The sequence below is a fragment of the Streptomyces hilarionis genome (assembly GCF_024539675.1).
Lineage (GTDB): Bacteria > Actinomycetota > Actinomycetes > Streptomycetales > Streptomycetaceae > Streptomyces > Streptomyces hilarionis.
On record NZ_JAHHIT010000549.1, the window covers coordinates 1 to 351 of the forward strand.

1 protein-coding gene is annotated in these 351 nt (G+C 57.3%); it reads left to right on the forward strand.

Features of this window, described 5'->3' with window-relative positions:
• On the forward strand, nt 1-351 hold a 351-nt coding region (locus KMS84_RS44190; protein ID WP_256921476.1), incomplete at both ends, for a hypothetical protein.

Consider the following 351-nt stretch of genomic DNA (forward strand, 5'->3'; position numbering starts at 1 on the left):
CGCAAAGACGAGCGCGACCGTCATCTGGTCAAGGAATACTGGGTCACCAAGGCGAGAGATCTAGGCATCGAGTTCGGTGGCCGCAGTCAGCTTGATAACCGCGAGTACGGCAGGCGCTCAGAGAGCATCCATGCAGAACACAATCTGCCGGAAGGCATCACCGCAGGCCAAGCAGTGGTGCAATACGCCATAAACCATCTGACCGAACGTGAGCAGGTTGTCGGCGAGTCAGATCTGCGCACAGCTGCACTACGGCGCGCTGTGGGCTTGGCTTCGCCATCCGAAGTCGACGATGAAATCAAACGTCTGGTGAAACAGGGAACGTTGATCGAATCGCCACCAACCTACAGG